Source organism: Tabrizicola thermarum (assembly GCF_003574395.1).
In the GTDB taxonomy this organism is placed as follows: Bacteria; Pseudomonadota; Alphaproteobacteria; order Rhodobacterales; family Rhodobacteraceae; genus Tabrizicola; species Tabrizicola thermarum.
Window position 1 is genome coordinate 1 of record NZ_QMJY01000013.1, and the last position, 20,888, is coordinate 20,888.

Annotated in this window: 13 protein-coding genes; 7 read left to right on the forward strand and 6 right to left on the reverse strand. The window is 67.9% G+C overall.

The features are described from left to right. Positions 1-196: 196 nt before the first annotated feature. Positions 197-1,276 carry a cell division protein ZapE gene (gene zapE, locus D5084_RS04820; protein WP_128514384.1) on the forward strand — a complete coding sequence of 360 codons (1,080 nt, stop codon included), beginning with the start codon at positions 197-199 and terminating at the stop codon, positions 1,274-1,276. Here the strand turns inward: zapE and D5084_RS04825 are convergent. Next, positions 1,273-2,034: a TSUP family transporter gene (locus tag D5084_RS04825; RefSeq protein WP_128514385.1), complete on the reverse strand. Its 762-nt coding sequence runs from the start codon at positions 2,032-2,034 to the stop codon at positions 1,273-1,275. The genes zapE and D5084_RS04825 overlap by 4 nt on opposite strands. Before the next feature lie 286 nt (positions 2,035-2,320). Beyond that, complete coding sequence (gene serB / locus D5084_RS04830) at positions 2,321-3,199, reverse strand: phosphoserine phosphatase SerB (RefSeq protein WP_128514386.1); 879 nt, start codon at positions 3,197-3,199, stop codon at positions 2,321-2,323. Positions 3,200-3,353: 154 nt separating this feature from the next. Here serB and D5084_RS04835 point away from each other — a divergent pair, with 154 nt between their 5' ends. From D5084_RS04835 to D5084_RS04845, 3 genes are all read left to right on the forward strand, one after another. Continuing rightward, complete coding sequence (locus D5084_RS04835; RefSeq protein ID WP_128514387.1) at positions 3,354-4,511, forward strand: phosphoserine transaminase; 1,158 nt, start codon at positions 3,354-3,356, stop codon at positions 4,509-4,511. 97 nt (positions 4,512-4,608) lie between these two features. Next, positions 4,609-6,201: a phosphoglycerate dehydrogenase gene (serA, locus tag D5084_RS04840; protein ID WP_128514388.1), complete on the forward strand. Its 1,593-nt coding sequence runs from the start codon at positions 4,609-4,611 to the stop codon at positions 6,199-6,201. A gap of 86 nt (positions 6,202-6,287) precedes the next feature. Next, a complete protein-coding gene (locus D5084_RS04845) occupies positions 6,288-7,022 on the forward strand; it encodes a metallophosphoesterase (protein WP_128514389.1) in 735 nt (244 codons plus the stop codon). 42 nt (positions 7,023-7,064) lie between these two features. On the opposite strand, the gene D5084_RS04850 is transcribed toward D5084_RS04845, so the two are convergent. Then, positions 7,065-7,286, reverse strand: coding sequence for a hypothetical protein (locus D5084_RS04850; RefSeq protein ID WP_128514390.1), 222 nt, complete (start codon positions 7,284-7,286; stop codon positions 7,065-7,067). A gap of 97 nt (positions 7,287-7,383) precedes the next feature. Between D5084_RS04850 and D5084_RS04855 the strand changes: the two genes are divergently transcribed. After that, complete coding sequence (locus D5084_RS04855; RefSeq protein WP_128514391.1) at positions 7,384-7,956, forward strand: DUF2585 domain-containing protein; 573 nt, start codon at positions 7,384-7,386, stop codon at positions 7,954-7,956. A 28-nt stretch (positions 7,957-7,984) separates the two neighbouring features. On the opposite strand, the gene D5084_RS04860 is transcribed toward D5084_RS04855, so the two are convergent. After that, a complete protein-coding gene (locus D5084_RS04860) occupies positions 7,985-9,085 on the reverse strand; it encodes an MFS transporter (protein ID WP_128514392.1) in 1,101 nt (366 codons plus the stop codon). Positions 9,086-9,213: 128 nt separating this feature from the next. Between D5084_RS04860 and bktB the strand changes: the two genes are divergently transcribed. After that, positions 9,214-10,371, forward strand: coding sequence for a beta-ketothiolase BktB (gene bktB, locus D5084_RS04865; RefSeq protein ID WP_128514393.1), 1,158 nt, complete (start codon positions 9,214-9,216; stop codon positions 10,369-10,371). A 75-nt stretch (positions 10,372-10,446) separates the two neighbouring features. Here the strand turns inward: bktB and pbpC are convergent, their stop codons facing one another. Continuing rightward, on the reverse strand, positions 10,447-12,489 hold the full coding sequence (gene pbpC / locus D5084_RS04870) for a penicillin-binding protein 1C (RefSeq protein WP_128514394.1): 2,043 nt from the start codon (positions 12,487-12,489) through the stop codon (positions 10,447-10,449). Positions 12,490-12,631: 142 nt separating this feature from the next. Continuing rightward, positions 12,632-18,082: an alpha-2-macroglobulin family protein gene (locus D5084_RS04875; RefSeq protein ID WP_128514395.1), complete on the reverse strand. Its 5,451-nt coding sequence runs from the start codon at positions 18,080-18,082 to the stop codon at positions 12,632-12,634. A gap of 180 nt (positions 18,083-18,262) precedes the next feature. On the opposite strand from D5084_RS04875, the gene D5084_RS04880 reads away from it, so the two are divergent. Continuing rightward, the gene (locus D5084_RS04880; protein WP_128514396.1) at positions 18,263-20,809 is read left to right on the forward strand and encodes a hybrid sensor histidine kinase/response regulator; all 2,547 of its coding nucleotides are present in this window, start codon (positions 18,263-18,265) and stop codon (positions 20,807-20,809) included. Positions 20,810-20,888: the final 79 nt, after the last annotated feature.

The window sequence follows — 20,888 nt, forward strand, 5'->3', positions numbered from 1 at the left end:
GCTGGAAAACACCAGCACAGGCCCTCGCCGAGGAACTCGAAAAAACAACAACAACCGTTGCACTTGGAACTTGAGTTAACCTCCCCCTAACGCCCACAGCCAACCCCTTGAAATCCCACACCTCACCCACAGCGCCGCGCGCGGCGCGGGCCAGAGCCCCTTGCGGCCCCCACCCCCGCCCCGCTACTCCTGCCCCATGCGCCAGACCCTGACCGAGATCTACGAGGCCCGCGTGGCCGAAGGCAGCTTGCGGGCCGACCCCGCCCAGCACGCGGTCCTGCCGAAACTCGAGGCCCTCCGGTCTTGGCTCGAAGCGAACGCCACCCGCCGCGTCGGCCTCTTCGCCGGCCTCTTCGCCAGGCCGATCCAGCCCCCGCGCGGTCTCTACCTCTGGGGCGGCGTCGGGCGCGGCAAGTCGATGCTGATGGACCTCTTCACCGAGGCGACCGCCATCCCCGGCAAACGCCGCGTCCACTTTCACGCCTTCATGCAGTCCGTCCACAAGGGCATGCACGCGGCCCGCCAACGGGGCGTCGAGGACCCCCTGACCCCCGTCGCCGATGACCTCTCCCGCGACCTCCGCCTCCTCGCCTTCGACGAGATGCAGATCACCGACATCACCGACGCGATGATCGTGGGCCGCCTGTTCGAGAAACTCTTCGCCGCCGGGGTCCTCATCGTCACCACCTCGAACCGCCCGCCGGTGGACCTTTACAAGGACGGCCTGAGCCGCGCGCTGTTCCTGCCCTTCATCGCAATGCTGGAGGAAAGGCTGGAGGTCGTGGAACTGGAAAGCCCGACCGACTATCGCCAGCACCGCCTGTCCGGCGCGCAGGTCTACTTCCACCCCGCCCGGTCGGCCACGGCGGACATCGCCGCAATCTGGACCGATCTCACCGGCGGCGCCCCCGACCAGCCCCTGACGCTGGAGGTGAACGGCCGCCAGCTCACCCTGCCCCGCTTTGCGAACGGGGTCGGCCGGGCCAGCTTCTGGGACCTCTGCTCGAACCCCCTCGGCCCCGCCGACTACCTTGCCATCGCCCGCGCCGTCCGGGTCCTGATCCTGGAAGACATCCCGCAGCTCTCCTCGGCCAACTACAACGAGGCGAAACGCTTCGTTACCCTGATCGACGCGCTCTACGAGGCGAAGGTCCGCCTCATCGCCTCGGCCGCCGACGTGCCGGAACGGCTCTACATCGAGGGCGAAGGCGCCTTCGAATTCGAACGCACCGCCAGCCGCCTGCGCGAGATGCAGGCCGCCGACTGGGGCGCCTAGGCCCAGGCCTGCCACAAGAGCCGCAGCGCCATCGCCGTCGAGGTGACGACGAGAAGCGGCTTTATCAGCCGCGCGCCCGCGCGCATCGCCAGCCGCGCGCCAAGGCTGGCCCCGGCGACCTGAGCGGCAGCCATCGCCATCCCGACATGCCACCAGGTGGCGCCCGAAAGCACGAAGACCAGAAGGCTTCCGATGTTCGAGGCAAAGTTGAGCATCTTGGTATGCGCGGTCGCCTTCAGCACGCCGTAGCCCGCCAGCAGCACGAAGCCCATCATGAAGAACGACCCCGTCCCCGGCCCGAAGAAACCGTCATAGGCCGCGATTGCCGGGACCGCCGTCACCGCAAAGACGGCGGGCCTTACCCGTTCCGCCCGGGCATCGTCCGACAGCCCCGGCTTCAGCGCGAAGAACGCCGCAACGCCGATCAGCTCCACCGGCATCACGACCCGCAAGACCTCGGCCGGGATCAGATGCGCCACCATCGCCCCTGCGGCCCCGGCGACGGCACTGATCGCGGCCATCCCAAATTGGTCCTGCGGTCGGACATGTCCCGCCCGCGCATAGGTCAGCATCGCCGTCCCGGCACCAAAGGTCCCCTGCAACTTGTTCGTCGCAAGCGCCTCGACCGGGGAAGCCCCCGCCAGCATGAGCGCCGGGACTGAAATCAGCCCGCCTCCGCCCGCGATGCTGTCGATGAACCCGGCGCAGAAGGCGGCAAGGATCAGAAACAGGGCAAGATGCGTGGCGACTTCGAACATGTGCCCTCTTCTGGCCGGTTCCAGAACAGGGGGCAAGGGTGAGCCGCCTCGGGGGCCATCGAGGCCCCGCTCGGCGGCGCTGCCGCGGACCTTGCGGCAGCGTGGCGATGACGGAACGGTCGGCGGCCTCCGGCGGGAGTATTTGGGAAAAGAGCAAATGTGCTTGCCTTTTTCCCAAATACTCTCGGGGGTTTGGGGGTGAAACCCCCATCGCCCGAGGAGGAGGGCGCAAGCCCCGACGACGAGACGGAAGACCTGCGCGCCGGCGTTCCTACGGATCCGAAGGTCAGACCAGGGCGAAGTCGTCGCGAGAGTAGCCTTGCAGATAGAGCAGCGCCGTCAGGTCGCCGTGGTTGATCCTGACCTCGCATTCGGCCTGCACGCGGGGCTTGGCATGCAGGGCGACGCCGGTCCCGGCCGCCTTGAGCATCGGCAGGTCGTTCGCCCCGTCGCCCACGGCCAGCGCATCGGCGGGCGTGATCCCCAGCCGCGCCGCGATCTCGGTCAGCGCCTGAAGCTTGGCTTCCTTGCCAAGGATCGGTTCTGCCACCGTCCCGGCCAGCTTGCCATCTGCCACATGCAGAGTATTGGCCCGGTTCTCGTCGAAGCCCAGCTGCGCCGCGACCGCCTGGGTGAAGGCCGTGAACCCGCCCGAGACCAGCGCGGCAAAGGCCCCATGCGCCTTCATCGTCGCCACAAGCACCCTGCCCCCCGGCATCAGCGAGATCCGGTCGCGCAGAACCTGCCCGATGACGCCCTCGGGCAGACCCTTGAGCAAACCGACCCGTTCCCGTAGCGCGCCTTCGAAGTCGAGCTCGCCGTTCATTGCCCGCGCCGTGATCCCGGCCACCCGTGCGCCGACCCCGGCCTCGTCGGCCAGCTCGTCGATGCATTCCTGCCGGATCATCGTCGAATCCATGTCGGCGATGAGCAGGCGCTTCTTCCGGCCCTCGGCCCTTTGCAGCACCATGTCGATGCACAGGCCTTGCAGGTCCTTCCAGACCTCCCAGCGGTTCTCGGGGATCCGGTCCAGGTCGAACTCTGCCGCCACGCCGGGATCGAGCCAGCGCGCCATGCCCCCGCCCCAGGCGTTGCGCAGGGATTCGACCGTCACCCGCTCCAGCACCGGGGTTTCGGGGTTGGTGAGGAGAGTGACGACGAACATGGGGCAGGTTTCCGATAGTGAACAGAGGCGTCGCTTTTTCGCGACGATGCGTCGGCCTATCGCGATTTTTCCGCTTGCACCAGCCCAAGGCGGCCATTACCCACGGCGGCGGGACACCCTTCCCCAACGAAGGGCTTTTAGCTGGAAGGCTACCATGACAGACCTGACCCCGCCGGCCAAGCGCCCGGCCAATCCGCGCTTCTCCTCCGGCCCCTGCGCCAAGATCCCCGGATATTCCCTCGACATGCTGGCCGACGCGCCTTTGGGCCGGTCGCACCGCGCCGCCGTCGGCAAGGCCAAGCTGAAGGAGGCGATCGACCTGACGCGCGAGATCCTCGGCATTCCCGCCGACTACCGGATCGGCATCGTTCCCGCATCCGACACCGGGGCGGTGGAAATGGCGATGTGGTCGCTTCTCGGGCAGCGCGGCGTCGAGATGCTGGCCTGGGAGAGCTTCGGCGAGGGCTGGGTGACGGACGTGGTCAAGCAGCTGAAACTGGACGCGACGGTCCGCAAGGCGCCCTACGGGCAGATCGTGGACTTCGCCCAGGTCGATTTCGACAAGGACGTGGTCTTCACCTGGAACGGCACCACCTCCGGCGTCCGTCTGCCGAACGGCGATGCGATCCCGGCGAACCGTCAGGGCCTGACCATCTGCGACGCGACCAGCGCCGCCTTCGCGATGGACCTGCCCTGGGACAAGCTCGACGTCACCACCTTCTCCTGGCAGAAGGTGCTGGGCGGCGAGGGCGCGCATGGCATGCTGATCCTCAGCCCCCGCGCGGTGGAACGGCTGGAGACCTACACCCCCGCCTGGCCCCTGCCGAAGATCTTCCGGCTGACCGCCAAGGGCAAGCTGATCGAAGGCATCTTCCAGGGCGAGACGATCAACACGCCCTCGATGCTGGCGAACGAGGATTACCTAGTGGCACTGAAATGGGCGAAGTCCATCGGCGGCCTGCCGGCGCTGATCGCCCGCGCCAATGCCAACGCGCAGGTCGTCTGGGACTTCTGCGCCGCGAACCCCTGGATCGCCAATCTGGCGGAGGACCCGGCGACCGCCTCGACGACCTCGGTCTGCCTCAAGTTCACCGACCCGCGCGTCACCGACGGCGAGGCCTTTGCGAAAGCCGTCGCCAAGCGGATCGAGAAGGCGGGCGCGGGCTTCGACCTCGGCGCCTACCGCGACGCGCCGCCGGGCCTGCGGATCTGGTGCGGAAGCACGGTCGAGACCTCGGATGTCCAGGCGCTGATGCCCTGGATCGCGCATGCCTTCCACGCGGAAATCGCCGCGCTGTCGCAAGCCGCCTGAGCACCCCCGCCCCGGACCTGATCCGGGGCCTCCCTTCATCTCACGAGGTCCCGGATCAAGTCCGGGACGCGATGTCCCCGAACACAGGTTCCGCAAAATGCCCAAAGTCCTCGTTTCCGACGAACTTTCCGAAACCGCCGTCCAGATCTTCCGCGACCGGGGGGTCGAGGTGGACTACATGCCGAAGCTCGGCAAGGACAAGGAAAAGCTGGCCGAGATCATCGGCAACTACGACGGTCTGGCCATACGGTCTGCCACCAAGGTCACCGAGAAACTGCTGGAACGCGCCACCAACCTGAAAGTGGTGGGCCGCGCCGGGATCGGGGTGGACAACGTCGACATCCCGGCAGCGTCCAGGAAGGGCGTCATCGTGATGAACACGCCCTTCGGCAACTCGATCACCACCGCCGAACATGCAATCGCCATGATGTTCGCCATCGCCCGGCAGATCCCCGAAGCCAATGCCTCGACCCATGCCGGAAAGTGGGAAAAGTCCCGCTTCATGGGGGTGGAACTGTTCAACAAGACCCTCGGCGTGATCGGGGCGGGCAACATCGGCGGCATCGTCTGCGACCGGGCGGTGGGCCTGCACATGAGGGTCATCGCCTACGACCCCTTCCTGTCGGACGAACGCGCAAAGCAGCTGGGCGTGACCAAGGTCGAGCTTGACGAGCTTCTCGCCCGCGCCGATTTCATCACGCTGCACGTCCCCCTCACCGACAAGACCCGCAACATCCTGTCGCGCGAGACGCTGGCGAAGACGAAGAAGGGTGTGCGCATCATCAACTGCGCCCGCGGCGGGCTGATCGACGAGGCCGCACTCCTCGACGCGCTGAACTCCGGCCATGTCGCCGGGGCCGCGCTGGACGTGTTCGAGGTGGAACCCGCCACCGAGAACCCGCTCTTCGGCCACCCGAACGTGGTCTGCACCCCGCATCTCGGCGCCTCGACCACCGAAGCGCAGGAGAACGTGGCGCTGCAAGTGGCCGAGCAGATGTCGGACTACCTGCTGACCGGCGCCGTGCAGAACGCGCTGAACATGCCGAACGTCACAGCGGAAGAGGCCGCCGTGATGGGCCCCTGGATCAGGCTGGCCTCCCACCTTGGCAGCTTCATCGGCCAGATGACGGACGAGCCGATCAAGGCGATCAACATCCTCTACGACGGCTCGGTCGCCGAGATGAACCTCGCGGCCCTGAACCAGGCGGTGATCGCCGGGGTACTGAAGGCGCAGAACCCGGATGTGAACCTCGTCTCCGCCCCCGTGGTGGCCAAGGAGAAGGGCATCCAGATCTCCACCACGCGGCAGGAAAAGACCGGGGTCTTCGACGCCTACATCAAGGTGACGATGGTCACCGACAAACGCGAACGCTCGGTCGCCGGGACCTGCTTCTCGGACGGCAAGCCGCGCTTCATCCAGATCAAGGGCATCAACATCGACGCCGAGATCGGCCAGCACATGCTGTACACCACCAACGAGGACGTGCCCGGCATCATCGGCCTTCTGGGGATGACCATGGGCAAGAACAACGTCAACATCGCGAACTTCACCCTTGGCCGGTCGGGCATCGGGCAGGACGCGATCGCGATCCTCTACCTCGACCAGCCGATCGACCCCAAGGTGATCGAGACGCTGGAGGGAACGGGCATGTTCCAGCAGGTCAAGGCGCTTCAGTTCGACGTGGCCTGAGCCCGCTTGCAGCTTGCTCTTTTCCCAAATACTCCACGGGGGTCCGGGGGTGTGAAACCCCCGGCGCTCTCCACCGGGGACGACGCATGCATCTCTACGCCATCGGCGATATCCACGGGCATCTCGACCTGCTGCAACAGGCGCATGACCTGATCGCAGCCGACATGGCTCGGCACGGACCGGGCCAGGTCGTCCATCTGGGAGACCTCGTCGACCGTGGCCCCGACAGCCGGGGGGTGATCGACTTCCTGATGCAGGGACTGGCCGCCGGGCAGGACTGGGTCGTGCTCATGGGCAACCACGACCGGATGTTCCGGCGCTTCGTGCAAGACCCGCACGAACCCGAACCGGGCCTGCGCGCCGATCTGGGCTGGCTGCATCCGAAACTCGGCGGGCCGGACACGCTGCGCTCCTATGGCGTGGTGAATGCCGCCGACCGCCCGGTGGCCAAGGTCCATGCCGAGGCCCGCGCCGCCGTGCCGCAGGCCCATCTCGACTTCATCGCCACGCGCCCGACGCTCCATCTGGCCGGAGACTGCGCCTTCGTCCATGCCGGCATCCGCCCGGGCGTCGCGCTGGACCGCCAGACCGAGACCGACCTGGTCTGGATCCGCGAACCCTTCCTCAGCGAGGGCACCAGCTTTGGGCCCCTGATCGTCCATGGCCATACCACGATCGACCAGGCGACGCATTACGGCAACCGGCTCAACCTCGATTCCGGCGCGGCCTATGGCGGGCCGCTCTCGGCCGTGGTGATCGAAGGGCGCGAGGCTGCCCTGCTCACCCCGCAGGGGCGCCGGAAACTGGCAGTCCCGCGCTGAAGCCCGCGCCGCGATCAGCGCCCGACAGGACGCGAACAGCGGTCACGGATGCTGGCGCCGGATCAACCGTTTGACCGACCGGACGCCGAGATAGCCGAAGACCACCGTGGCCAGCCCGACGACCTCGGCAATCGCCGGGCCCTGCGGGAGGCCGCGCAGGAACAGGGCCACCGCCATCAGGCCGAAGCCACCGAGACTGACCCAAAGCCAGAACCACAGCTCGCCCCGGGTCGGGCCGAAGCGCCAGGGGTTCTTGTCGTCCATCCTCACCTCCTGCGCCAGTGCCACAGCGGACCACAATCATCGACCGTAAGGCAGACCGCACTTTACCGCCAGCCCGGGCCATGATTGCCTTCGCGCCATGACAGACCTTGCCCGGAACCGCCTGACGCCGATCCTGATCACCTTCGGGATCGTCCTTCTTACGGCTGCCTACCTCCTCTGGATCGGTCGCGAGCCGATCTGCAAGTGCGGCCATGTAAAGCTCTGGCATGGCGAGGTGGTCAGCTCGGAAAACTCGCAGCACCTCACGGACTGGTACACCCCCAGCCACATCATCCACGGCTTCCTGTTCTTCGGCGCGCTCTGGCTCGTGGCGCGGCGGCTCGCCCTTGGCTGGCGGCTGGCCATCGCCACGCTGGTGGAATGCGCCTGGGAGATCGTCGAGAACTCCGATGCCGTCATCGAACGCTACCGCGCGGTGACGATCTCGCTGGACTACTACGGCGACAGCGTCATCAACACGGTCTGCGATGTGCTGGCGATGATCCTGGGGTTCTGGCTCGCCTCGAAACTGCCGGTCTGGGCGACGGTCGCCCTGATCCTCCTGTTCGAGGGGGTGACGATGTGGGTCATCCGCGACGGGCTGGCGCTGAACGTCCTGATGCTGCTCTACCCGCTGGACGGTGTGGCCACCTGGCAGGCGGCGCGCTGAAGCGCCGGAAACCGGACGATTTCGGCGCTCAGACCCGCATGTGGCGCTGCGACATCAGGGCCGCGACGGACAGGGCCAGCGTCACCCCGGCCAGGATCCAGAAAAACCCCAGGGGCCCCATCCGCTCCATCAGCGGCGCAAGGATCAGCGGCCCGCCGATCCCGCCCACCAGGCCCGAGGCGATGATCGTCGGCGGCACGCGCAGATCCTCGCCCATCTTTCCGCTTGCGGTGACGTAGAAGCCGGGGAAATACAGGCCCGCCGGGGCGCCGATCGCCACGAAGAACACCGCGGGCGACAGATGGATCGCCCCCAGCGCCAGCAGGGCAGTCACCACGATCGCGCCGGTGAACAGCACGAAGGCAGCGATCCGGTGGGCCACCAGCATCAGGGCCACCCGGGCCAGCAGGAAGACGACGAAGAAGGCGCTCAACAGCCGGGCGGCCGTCGCCTCGTCGATCCCGGCCCGGATCAGCGCGCTGGGGCCAAGGCCGATGAGGCAGGCCTCCAGCGCGATGGCGACCAGACCGAAGGCCATGATCCCCCAATGCGGACGGAAGGGACGCACCTGGCCCTCGGGCGCGGTCTGCGCGCGTCCGGCGGGACCCGCGAACAGCCAGACCGCCACCGCCAGCGCCGCCGTCAGCCCGAAGGACCAGCGCGGATCGCTGCCAAGGGCGACGAAGATCAGCGGTGCGGCGATGGCGCCGATCCCGAAGGTCGCGTTCAGCATGCTCAGCATCGAGGGCCCGAAGGCCCCGAAAGCCCGCAACACCCGCGGGTTGAAGACTGCCGTCGCCATCCCGTAGCCCGCGCCGAACACCGCAGCACCCGCAATCGTCAGCCACCAGCCGGCCAGCGCCGCAATCAGGGCCGCCCCCACGGCCATCATCGCCAGCGCATGGCGCGGCGTGACATGCGCCCCCCTCAGATACATGAAGCCCACACCCAGGAAACACCCCACCCAATGCGAGGAGACAAGCACCCCGGCCTCGGCCAGGCTGACCGCGAACAGCCGGGAAAAGGCCGGCAGGGCCGGGCCATACAGGGACTGCCCCGCCCCCATCATCACGAAGGTCGCGATCCCGGCGAACAACAGGCCCGCATTGGCCCGGATCAGGTCTTTCAAGACTGGTCTCCCACTGATCCGCCCGACTTCTCGCGCCTGTTAGCGCATGTCAATGCCGCCCGTGACGCGACGTCGCCTGCGCAGCGGCCACGCTTTGGTGCATTCTGCCGAAAACGCGCGAGGCCCCCATGACCGACATCCACATCCTCTCGGCCGCCCGCACCGCCATCGGCGGCTTCGGCGGATCGCTCTCGTCCCTGCCGCCGATCGACATCGCCACCCATGCCGCGAAGGCCGCCCTCGCCCGGGCAGGCGTCGAGGGCGCGCAGATCGGCCAGGTCGTGATGGGCCATGTCATCAATACCGAACCGCGCGACATGTATCTGTCCCGCGTCATGGCGATGAACGCGGGCATCCCCGAGACCACCCCGGCGATGAACGTCAACCGCCTCTGCGGCTCGGGCGCGCAGGCGATCGTGTCCGCCGTCCAGGCGCTGATGCTGGGCGATGCCGAGATGGCCCTGGCCGGGGGCGCGGAGTGCATGAGCCGCTCGCCCTACATCCTGCCCGCCGCCCGCTTCGGGCAGAAGATGGGCGACACCCGGGCGCTGGACATGATGACCGGCGCGCTGACCTGTCCGTTCGGCACCGGCCACATGGGCGTGACGGCCGAGAACGTCGCGGCCCGGCACGGCATCAGCCGCGAGGACCAGGACGCCTTCGCGCTGGAAAGCCAGACCCGCGCCGCCCGCGCGATTGCCGAAGGCCGGTTCGAAAGCCAGATCGTCCCGATCGAGATCGGCGGCAGGAAGGGTCCGGTGGTCTTCTCGGTCGACGAGCATCCGAAAGCCACCAGTGCCGCGGCTCTGGCGGGCCTGCGTCCGGCCTTCCAGAAGGACGGGACGGTGACGGCGGGCAATGCCTCGGGCATCAACGATGGGGCTGCGGCGCTGGTTCTGTCGCGGTCCGACAAGGGGTCGCGCGCGCGCATCATGGGCTATGCGCTGGCGGGGGTGGACCCGAAGGTCATGGGCCTTGGCCCGATCCCGGCGGTGCAGGCGCTGTGCCGGAAGCTGGGGATGAAACCTCAGTCCTTCGACGTCGTCGAATCGAACGAGGCTTTCGCGGCCCAGGCCCTCGCCGTCTCCCGCGCGCTGGACCTCGACCCGGCCCGGGTGAACCCCAACGGCGGAGCCATCGCGCTTGGCCATCCCGTCGGCGCCACGGGTGCGATCCTTGCGGTCAAGGCGCTGCACGAGCTGGAGCGGACTGGCGGCCGCACCGCGCTCATCACCCTGTGCATCGGCGGCGGTCAGGGCATCGCGCTGGCCATCGAGCGCGCCTGACGCCTGCTCGTGCGGCTTCCTCGTCTCGTCGGTGGTGCGCCAGCGAGAAGCGACGACGTCACCGACGAGCGGACCCTACCGCACCCGCACCGATGTCCGGGCCGAACGTCCCCGGGCGTCGATCACGCTTAGCGTCACGAACCCTTCCCCCGGCAGCGCCAGCATCGTCTCGCGCGCATCCATGCCGACGACCACCGGCACGCCGTCGGCGAGCCAGGTGAAGGGCGCCGTCCCTCCCGTCACCCGCACCTTCAGGCCCGCAGGCAGCAGTTCCACCTCTGCCCCATCCGGCGGGAAGGCCACGGCGGGGGCATCCGGCTCGGCCTGGAACGCCGCCGTCCGCGACCGGAAGCGTTGCAGGGGCAGCGGCAGGTCGGCATTCGCCACCAGCAGGGTCGAGGCCGGGGCGGCAGGCTGCGGGTCCAGCTTGCCCTTCAGCCGGTTGAAGGCCTGGAACAGGACCGGCGCAGCCACATCCGCCCCGAAGGCCCCCGGCACCGGCGTGCCATCCGCCCGGCCCATCCAGACGCCCACCACATGGCGCCCGTCGAACCCGATCGCCCAGGCATCGCGGTGGCCATAGGAGGTCCCGGTCTTGTAGGCCAGCCGATTGCCTGGCGCCCCCGGCGGCGGCGCAAGGCCCGCGAGGATGTCGCCCACCTGCCAGGCCGCCACCGCAGAGACCACCCTCTGCCCCTTGGACCCTTCGGCGTCCAGCCGCCAGCGGAGCGGACGGGCCACCCCGCCGCGGGCGAGCATGGCGTAAAGCTGCACCATGTCGGTCAGCGTCACCCCCACGCCCCCCAGCGCGATTGCAAGCCCGGGCTGGTCGCCGGGAAAGACCGGCTTCATCCCGGCCTTCTCCATCGCCGAGATGAGCCTGGCCGGCCCCAGCGCATCGGTCAACGCCACCACGGGGATGTTGCGCGACAGCTGCAAGGCCTCGCGCATGCGGATCGTGCCCAGGTAAAGCCTGTCGAAATTCTGCGGCGCATAGGCGCCAAAGCTCATCGGGCGGTCGTCGATCATCGTTTCGGGATGACCCAGCCCTTCGTCGAAGGCCAGAGCATAGACCAGTGGCTTCAGCGTTGACCCGGGGGACCGCAGCGCCCGGGTCATGTCCACGAACCCCTGCCGCAGATCGGCCTGATAGCCCGCCGATCCGACCGAGGCCAGGATCTCGCCCGAGGCATGGTCCGCCACCAGGATCGCCACCTGCAAGCGTTCGCCCCGGCCCTCGACGGCTTCCTGCGCCAGCGCCTCCAGCTTCTTCTGCACCTCGAGGTCAAGGGTCAGCCTGTGGCTCAGCGCCTGCGGGGCCTCCTCCCGGGCCCGGTCCGCCAGATGCGGGGCAAAGGCCGGGAAGGCCTTGCGCAGGCCCGGCACCTTCTCGCGCAGGGCGGCTGAGGCGTCATCCGCGTCAAGCACCCCTTCGGCCACGGCACGGGCAAGGACGCGGTTGCGCGCCGCCTCGGCCCGGTCGGCAGCGCGGTCGGGGCGGCGGGTTTCCGGGGATTGCGGAATGGCCACCAGAAGGGCTGCTTCCGCCGGGGTCAGGCGGGCGGGCTCCTTGCCGAAATAGCTGATCGAAGCCGCGCGGACGCCTTCAAGGTTCCCGCCGAAGGGGGCGAGGTGCAGGTAGAGTTGCAGGATCTGGTCCTTGGACAGCCGCCGCTCCAGCGCCAGTGCCACCCGCATCTGGCGCAGCTTGCCGCCGACCTGGCCCGTGGTGCCCTCTTCCAGAAGCCGGGCCACCTGCATCGTCAGGGTGGACCCCCCCGACACGATCCGGCCGTTCTTCACCGCTTGCAGCACCGCGCGCGTCATCGACCGGAGGTCTACCCCGCCGTGCCGGTAGAACCGCTTGTCCTCGTAGGCAAGAAGCATCCGCAGATATTTCGGGTCCACCTTGTCTGGCGGCAGCGCCAGCCGCCAGCGGCCATCGGCCACCGTATAGGCCCGCAACAGGTCGCCGTCGCGGTCCAGCACCTCGACGGACATCTCCACCGCCAGGGGCGGCAGGATCGTCGCGTCAATCCAGGCGTCGAACCTGTCACGCCCCAGGGCGGCAAGCCAGAGGACGAGAGCGATACCGATGATCCGGCGGGCGCGCATCAGAAACCCTGTCCCGGGCTCGACCCGGGACCCCGCGCATCGGCCCGAGGCCCCGGGTCAAGCCCGGGGCGGGTGATCCTTGCCCCGACCGACCGCCTTGCCGGGCGAAGGACGAAAGGCGCATATGCCCTTGCCCGATCCATCCCTAGGGCGTGATCGTCAGCGTCCCGGTCTCGCTCCGCGCGCGGTAATCGGGGCGGTACATGTCCTCGACCGAGGCGGCAGGGTGGTGGAACGTGCCGGGGCTGACCGCGCGGACGACATAGGCCAGCTTGAACGGCTGATCCGAGCGCCAGTCGACCGCCGTCAGGAAGCGGTCCTGACGGAACTCGGAATGGCTCACGTCCTGCATGGCATCCAGCCAGCCCAGCTCCGAGGTCGATCCCGCCGACATCAGGTTCGGGTTGTCGATCTCGAACCCTGCGGGCAGGGGATCGCTGACCATCAGCCGCGCTTCGCCATAGCCGAACGGCTGGACCTCCAGCACCACGACCAGACGGGTTCCGGCAGCGACACCCTCGCGGGTGCTGACTTCCTGACCTTCCATCGTGTAATAGGTCCGCGTGATCGCATAGCCGTTGCCGCCCGCCGGTTCGGGGTCGGACGGCACGCCGTAGGCGGTGATGGTGACAGTCGTGCCGGCCCCGTCGTTCTTCACCACGACCGGAGTCACCGAGCCTGCGTCCAGCACGCGCACCAGCGGCCCCTCGGCAGGCTTGCCGTCGATGGTGATCCCTTCGGCTCCCGACCGGTCGATCAGCGCATTCGCTGCCAGAAGCGCCCAGGACGCCTCTTGCGTCGACAGGTTGGTGCCCTGACGCGCCAGCCGGTCGGTCAGCGCCTCACGGTCCACCGCCTGGCTTCCGGCCTCCACCGCCAGCGTCAGCAGTGCCGCCGCGTCGCGGTAGCGGGTGCCGTAGTCCACCCGCCAGACCTGCCCGACCTCGGGCGCCTCGGCCTCCATCCTGGCCACGGCCTTGCGGAACATCGCATCGGCCCGCGGCTGGTCGCCATAACTCGCCAGCGCCGCCCCAAGCTGCGCCATCGCGATCGGGGTCGCAAAGTCATCGCCCTTCACGTCGACATAATAGCGCAGGTCGCCGACCGCCGCCGCACCCTCGCGCGCCAGCACCATCAGAGCATAGGCCAGCGCCTCGCCGCCGCCGTTGGTCTGGGCGCTGAAGTCGGGCGCGTAGTTCACCTGGTTGCGCAGGTTCGACAGCGCCGACTTGAAGGCGATGTCCGGCACCTGATAGCCCTGCGCCCTGGCCCGGCTGAGGAAATCGGTGACATAGGCATCCAGCCACAGATCGCCGTCAGAGGGGCCCCAAAGCCCGAACCCGCCGGTCGAGGACTGGTTCGCCAGGATCTCGACCACCGCCTCGTCGATGCGCTTGCGGATGTTGTCGGCCCCCTTCAGGTCCATCACCTGCGCCACCTGATCGAAATACAGCAGAGGCAGCGCCTTCGAGATCATCTGCTCGGTGCAGCCATAGGGATAGCGGTCCAGCGCCGCCAGCAGGCCCGGCGCATTCAGCCGCGCCAAAGGCCCGACCGCCATCGTCGCCTTGCCCGATCCCGGGACCAGCCCGGCAAAGACATTCTCGTCGAAGGTGAAACTTTGCCCGCTGGCCAGCTCCACGCGGGAAATCCGCGCGATCTCGGGGTCGTTCACCTGCACCGGCACGGTCAGCGTCTTCTTCAGCACCTTGCCGTCCGGCGTGGTTAGGCTGACCTCGATGGTCTGCACCCCCACATCCCCCGCCGTCACCGGCACTTCGAACACCGCCTTGGCCTTGTCGTCCAGATCGAAGCCCGAAGGCACCTCGCCCAGCGTCAGACCGTTCGCGGTCACATCCAGGCTCATCCGGCCCGACGGCCCGGTGGCATGGACGATCTCCAGCAACAGCCGCGACTGGTCTCCAGGAGACATGAACCGCGGCACCGAGGCTGTCACCACCACCGGATCGCGCACCAGCACGTCCGCGCTGGCCTGTCCGACCCCGGTCTTCGACCAGGCCACGGCCATCACCTTCACGGTGCCGTTGAAGCTGGGCAGATCAAACGACGCCCGCGCATAGCCATCGGCCCCCACGGTCACCGGCCCGGTGAAATAGGCCACCAGTTCCTCTGTGGGGGGCGGAGCCTGCAACCGCGCCTGCGCGCCCGCGTCCCCGCCGGACCGCACCTCGCCCGTGGCCCCGTTCATCCCGTCGATCAGCCGGCCATAGATGTCGCGGATGCCGACGCCCAGCCGCCGCTGACCGAAGTAATAGGCCGACGGATCGGGGGCCTTGAACCCGGTCAGGTTCAGGATGCCCACATCCACGGCGGCAATCGTGACATAGGCCGTCTCGCCCGCCGTCACCCCGTCAACCTTCACCGCCACGTCCAGCGGCCCGCGCGGGGCCGCCTCTGCCGCCACTTCGACCTTGGCGGACAAGGCCCGCGCGCCCGGATCGATGCTGGCATGGGTCAGCCCCAGGGCCCGCGCCGGATTGCGGCCCGCCGCCACGTCCATCGGCCGCAGGACCGAGGCCGTGACATAGACCCCCGCGCCCCATTCGTCGGTCACGGGCAGGGAGATCAGGTTCTCGCCCTCCTTCACCTCGACCGCCTGCATGGCGACCAGCCGGTTCGACAGCACCGTCACCAGCGCCGTGCCCGCCGCCCGGGGCACGATCCGCAGCGTCGCTGTCTCGCCCGGCTTGTAGGCAGGCTTGTCAAGGGACAGCTCCAGCGTGTCCGGCGTGGCCGAGGCATCCGCAGGCGCGTACCAGCCCGCGTAGAACTCCATCGAGCTTGCCGACTTCCCGCCATCCCGGCGTTCGACCACGATCTCGTAGGTGCCCCAGGTCACGTTGGCGGCGATTTCCACCGGCGCGGCACCCAGCGTCGCATCGCCCTCGTCCACCAGCACGCGGCTGACCACCGGCTCCCAGCTCCAGTTGCCGTAGCTCTGATACCATTGATAGTCGTATTCGACGCGGCTGACCTTCCAGTGCACCGGCAGATCGACCAGAGCCTCGCCCGCGCCGACCGCGATCAGCTGGAACCGCGCATCGCTACCCTCGGCCGCGACGCCATCGAACATCGGTTTGATCCCGATCATCGGTTCGGCCGGCGACAGCGCCTTGACGACCGATCGTTCCACCGGACGGCCCGAGCCTTCTGCGACCCGCACGGTGACCTTTGCCTCCAGCGGGCGGTGGGGATCATCGACCTGCGGCAGAGAGACCGGCAGGATCGCCGTCCCGTCCGCAGCCGTCTCGGCACCGTCCAGCGACGCCATCTGCGCGCTGAAGGGCTGGTCGTGGCGCCCGAAGACATAGCCGGGGAACTTCTCCAGCCCCTCAGCCGCGCGCAACAGGACCTCGCCCTCGACGGCCAGCCCCGCGCCCGGAGCGCCGAAGAGATAGCGCGCGGCAAGGGTCAGATCGACCGGATCGCCGCCCAGAACCAGCGGCGCATCGGCCAGGCTCAGGTCGAAATCGATCCGTTCGGGCAGGAAATCCTCGACCAGGAAGGTCTTCGACGCCAGCGCCGGGGCCTGAAGATCGGCATACATCTCCAGCCGCCAGACCCCGCGCGGGGCAGACCCGGCGATGGGCAGGGCGAAGACATGACCGCCCGCGCCCTGATCCTCGACCAGCTGGCGCGAATATTCCACGCCGTCCGGCCGCGACAGGATCGCCGTCAGGGGCAGGCCGTCCACGGCCTTCTGTTCCGGGTCGCGCGCCAGAGCGGTCACATAGACCGTCTCGCCGGCGCGATAGGCCCCGCGATCCGTGGTCACGAACACATCGACCGGAGGCGCGGCCTCGCGCCCCTCGACGCCCCGGTCGGACAGGTCGAACTCGGGATCGGTCAGCGACAGGAAGGCGATGTCGGTGTCCGCCTCCTTGACCACCACCATCGCCGGGGCGGACCCGCCCGTGCCACGGGTCAGGCCCGCGTCAAAGCGGGCATAGCCCTGATCGTCGGTCGTTGCCGTGCCAAGCACCGCATTCGCGCGGTTCAGAAGCTCGACCGTCACACCCGGCTTGGCCCCTGCCGTGCCAAGGCTGCGCACAAAGACATGCAGCCCGTCCACGCCGGACATCGTGGTGATCCCGAGGTCCGAGATCACGAACCACTGCCACGCCGGCGGAATGGTGTAGGGGTCTACCCCCGGCACTTCGGCCTTCAGCGCATAGATGCCCGCCGAAAGCCCCTTGATCGCATCGCCCATCGGCAGGCGTGTGGTGACATCCCTGTTCACCTCCTGCCCGACCGTGGCCGCGCCGCTCCACAGCTTTTCCCCCACGCTGTCGGCGAAAGTCTCCTCGGAGTAGACGTTGATCGGCGCACCGAAATAGTAGTCCTGGATCGACCGCAGGATGTTCCGGTCGGTGACGCGATACAGCGTCAGGTCCAGCTTTTCGGTGTTCACCGTCTGCACCGGCAGCGCGGCATCGCCCGCCTTCGGCAGCACATAGCCGCGGCCCGGGAACTTCACCCCCGGCGCACGGTCGCGGATGTATTGCGCGATCTCGACCGACTTGGCCATGGTCTGCCCGTCCGCCGCCGGAAGCCCTTCGCGGAAGGTCACGGCATAGCGCTTGCCATGCTCCAGCCCCGCAACGCACAACTGCCGCCAGCCGCCGTTTTCCACGACAAGCCCCGGTTCGGTCATCTTGACAAAGCTCGCGTAATCGACGCCCGAGGCCGCCAGGTCCTCCGAGAAGGTGACGCAGAGCCGCGGACGCGCCAGATCGGATTGCACCTGCGTCTCGATGATGCGGAAGCCGTATTTCCCGATGGCATCGTCCAGCAAGGCCGCGGTATCCGTGCGCGGTTGCAAGGATTGCGCCAGCCGCAGCGCCTGCACCGTGTCGCGCCCGCGCCCGTTGCGTTCCAGGACCTCGCCCATCACCACCAGGATCGAATGCCGCAGCGCAGGGCTTTCGGCCCGCAGGTAGGCGTTGATCGACGACAGGAAGGCCTGGTTCAGGAAATAGCCGAACTGATTCGCATCCGCCTTCGACGCCTCAAGCTGGCGCCGCGCGAATTCGCCCCAGGTCGCCGCGTCGTCGGTCAGGTTCAACGCCGCCCCGGTGAAGGCCGCAGCCTCGGCCCAACTGCCCCGTGCCTCCGCCTCGGCCGCCGCCGCCAGATGCTCCTCGGCGCTCCACTGACCCGTGGTGTGCTGCCGCCCGAGGCCCTGGGCCTGCTCGAACGCGGGCTGGATGTCCCAGTCGGCCAGGAAGCCCAGTTCCCCCCGCCGCGCCCTGGCCGCCGCCAGCACCGCCTTGTCGGTCTGGATCACCGTGGCCGAGTAGGCCCCCGCAAAGAACGTGCCCGCGCCGGGGTCCTTCTTCACAAAGCACGACCCGTTCCGCGTGTTGAACACATAGGCATCGCAGCGCGCATTGGTCAGGCAGGCGCGCTCGCAGGCCTCGATCGTGGTGTCGAAGACCGACGCGATGTCGCCCCCCGGCAGGTCCTGGTCCTGGGTCACGACGAATCGACGCTCCGGGATCAGGTCCTGCGCCTGTGCCATCCCGAAACTGCCCAGAAACGCCACCGCCGCCGCAGCTTTCAGCAACAAACGCATCAAAATGCCTCCCTGACCGAACGGCTCGAGTGTCGCATGGCCCGCCCCGGCGAGGCAAGCGCAGGCGATCTGCCCTGGCGTTAAGCCTTGGTTCATCTCGAGTTGCGAAGCTAGTGGCGAAAACCGGATGTGCGGGGGCCGCTCCACCGCCAATGGGCAAGAAATGTCGGCTGGAACAGCATGGATCTAACGGAACGTCTGGTCAGGGAACGTCGCGCCAGGCTCGCTGCGGAACGCCTGCTGGAACAGAAAAGCCGCGAACTCTTCGCCGCCAACGAGAAACTGGCGATCCATGCCCGTTCCCTGTCCGACCAGATCGTCGAACAGCGCCAGGTGGTCAGATCCGCCCTGACCGAGGCCGAGCTTCTGAAAGACCAGAACCTGCGCTTCGTCCAGGATCTGGACCGCGCCCACACCGCTGCCGTGATGGCCGAACGCAGGCTCTGGGATGCGATCAACACCATCCGCGACGGCTTTGCCGTCTTCGATCCCGAGATGAAGCTCGCCACCGCGAACGAGGCCTGCCTTGCCTGGTTCGTCGGCCATCCCGTGGCCCCCGGCATCCCCTATCACGACATGGTCAGCATCTTTGCCCGCACCATGATCGATCTCGGCGACGAATCGCCGGAAGCCTTCACCACCCGCATGCTGGCCCGGGTGAACGCCGACAGGATCGAACCTGTCACCCTGAAGCTCAAGACCGGGAACTGGATCAAGGTCCAGGACCGCCGGGCCAATGACGGCGGCCTTGTGTCGCTGATTATCGACATCACCGAACAGATGCGCATCTGGGCGGCCATCGACGCGATCCCCGATGGCTTTGTCCTTTTCGACAGGGAGGACCGACTCGTGTTCTGCAACCAGCGCTATCGCGACATCCATCCGTCCAGCGCGGACATCATCACCCCCGGCGTGACCTTCGAGGAGATCCTGCGCCACGGGCTGAATCTCGGGAAGTATCCCGAGGCCGAGGGAAGAGAGGAGGACTGGCTGCAGGACCGGATGCAGCGTCACCTCTCACCGTCCTCGATCAGCGAACAGCAGATGCCGGACGGTCGCTGGCTGCGGGTCCTGGAACAGACAACGCCCGATGGCGGCCATGTCGGACTGCGCGTGGACATCACCGAGGCCAAGCAGCAGCAGCAGGCTCTGGAAGAGGCCCGTATCGCCGCCGAGGCCGCCAATCGCGCCAAATCGGCCTTTCTGGCCAACATGAGCCACGAAATCCGCACGCCGATGAACGGCGTCGTCGGCATGGCGGAACTTCTCTGCGACACGTCCCTGACCGAGGAACAGCGGCTTTTCGCCGAGACCATCCGCTCCTCGGGCGAGGCGCTGCTGGTCATCATCAACGACATTCTCGACTATTCCAAGATCGAGGCGGAACGGCTGACGCTGCGCCCCGAACCCTTCGACCTCGAACGCACGATCCACGAGGTGACGATGCTCCTCCAGCCCCGTGCGAGGGAAAAGGGCATCGATCTGATGATCGACTTCGACATGTTCCTGCCCACCCGCTTTGTCGGCGACCCGGGCCGGTTGCGTCAGGTGCTCACGAACCTGATCGGCAACGCGGTGAAGTTCACCGAAAAGGGTCACGTCCTGACGCGCGTCGTCGGTGTGGATGCCGAAGACGGCACCCAGACCCTGCATGTCACCGTGGAAGACACCGGCATCGGCATCGCCCCGGAATACCTCGACCACATCTTCGGCGAGTTCAATCAGGTCGAGGATGAACGGAACCGCAAGTTCGAAGGCACCGGGCTTGGCCTTGCGATCACCCGGCGGCTGATCGAACACATGGGGGGGGCTGTCTGGGTCGACAGCGATCTGGGCAAGGGCTCCAGCTTCGGCTTCCGTGTGACGCTCCCGGTGGCCGAGGATTCGGCCCCGGTCCAGGTTCCGGTCGCGGTGAAACGGATCATTGCGGTGGACGACCAGTTCATCAACCGGACCATTCTGGAACGCCAGCTCGCCCCCTGCGGGATCGAGGTCACGCTCTGCCGTTCGGGCGCCGAAGTGCTGGAGCGTCTGGCCGCGGACGCGGACTACGACGTGATCCTGACCGACCACGCCATGCCCGAGATGGACGGGGTGCAGCTTCTCGACGCGATCCGCGAGGCGGGCCACCGGATGCCGGTCATCCTGCTGTCGTCGAACCCGACGGGCCTTGGCAGCCTCGCCAACGACTTTGCCGCGATCCTGCAGAAACCGATCCTGCGGTCCGACCTCTACCGCAAACTGCAGGGCCTCTCCGCGCCCGCGGTCGAAGCCCCTGTGGCCCGCGTGCCGGTGGCTCCGGTCGAGTTGCGGCAGATGCGGGTCCTCGCGGCCGAGGACAACCGCACCAACCAGCTTGTCTTCCAGAAGATGGTGCGCGACCTCGACATCGACCTCCGCTTTGCCGACAACGGCCGCATCGCGGTCGAGATGTTCCAGGACTTCCAGCCGGACCTGATCTTCATGGACATCTCGATGCCCGAGATGGACGGCAAGGAGGCATCGCGCGCGATCCGGGCCCTTGGGGCATCGGTTCCCATCGTGGCGTTGACCGCGCACGCGATGGAGGGCGACAGCGAGGCGATCCTTGCCGCCGGGATCGACCGCTATCTGACGAAACCCCTGCGCAAGACAGCGATTGAAGGTGCTCTGATGGAGTTCTGCCCCGAAGGCACCCGCCCCCCCGTCGCCGCGCCCGTCGCCACCCCCGCCGAGGATGCCGCCTGAACCGGGCGCCGCGCCCAGGGCCGGCGCCTCCTCCTCGCAAGACGAAATCTGCCCGGTCTGCCCCGGGCCGATCTCCGAA